The 1,092-nt window shown below is 44.2% G+C and carries 1 protein-coding gene and 1 pseudogene; both read right to left on the minus strand.

The annotated features are described in order from the left end of the window. Positions 1 to 621 precede the first annotated feature (621 nt). Positions 622 to 813, minus strand: coding sequence for a hypothetical protein (locus tag KDK18_RS07530; protein ID WP_257254279.1), 192 nt, complete (start codon positions 811 to 813; stop codon positions 622 to 624). Between the two features lie 96 nt (positions 814 to 909). Next, positions 910 to 1,092 (minus strand): annotated as a pseudogene (locus KDK18_RS07535) (chromosome partitioning protein ParB); the annotation flags it as partial.

Here is a 1,092-nt window from a genome sequence, read left to right on the forward strand (position 1 = left end):
GTCTATAGTTTTATTGATTATCCGCAGAGACCTTCAGACCTCTATAATTCGCTCGCCATCATCAAGAACAATACGTAACCGCTACTTTCAACTTCCGACATTGAAAGATCGGCAGATACGACCGAGATCACGAGTCACGACAAAAATATAAAACATATTAAGCACATAGCATTTGCACCAGAAGAACAGCCACTGTTCCTGGAAATGCATTTATCATAGCAGTGAAATTGTTATCGGATTTTGTTTATTAAAACCAGTAATCTTCAGGACAAAATTCTATAGCTTTTTCAAACTGACAGTGTGCGACAGCTATTAGGCTGCTTTATGCAGCCGATTTTTTGGTCTGCAATCTGCCTACATTCTGCTCGACTTCTGAGCCCATTTTTAAAAACGCTTCATTAAAAACAATTAGCCGCTTTCAATATCGCTTCTCTGACAGGTCAATCCAGTAATACTCTAATTGTTGTTGGCACTGGGAACAACCTGACCTTTCTCTTTAGTCGTTTGACCAATGTAATCAGCCAGGACCTGACGATTTTCATCAGGAGCAGCGAAAGCAACAAACTTCTCTCTGGTACCTGCAAAGTTACCATCACCAAAGTCCCGGTTGGTGCGATCCAGTCAGACAACCCAGTTCCCTTCGGGCACCATCCAGTCAACGACCATTGTGGAAATATTATCAAGCTCCATGCCACTCCGGGCGAAGAAGCGCTTGAGACGCCCACGCTTGGAGTCAATTCCGGTACCGTGCTCCACAGTTCGGGCAATACCGGACAGGTTGAGTGACATCAATCTGATACTCAACTCCTTCAATCGCATCGAAGTTGTAATCGAAATACATGAATGCCAACAACATTATTATCAGGGCTTTGCGTATAACCTACCTTGTGTTTATTGGGTATGGGGCACTCATTGAATATGAGCCAGAACCCCGTCCAGTTCATCCAGGCTATTGTAGGAAATCACCAGTTTTCCCTTGCCTTTGGCATTGTGGGTAATGGCCACTCTGGCTCCGACACGATCCGATAAGTCGTCCTCCAGACGTTTGATGTCAGGATCTATTTTCTTCGAGGTCTTTTTCTTACCCTGCTC

The sequence above is a fragment of the Endozoicomonas sp. SESOKO3 genome (assembly GCF_024606255.1).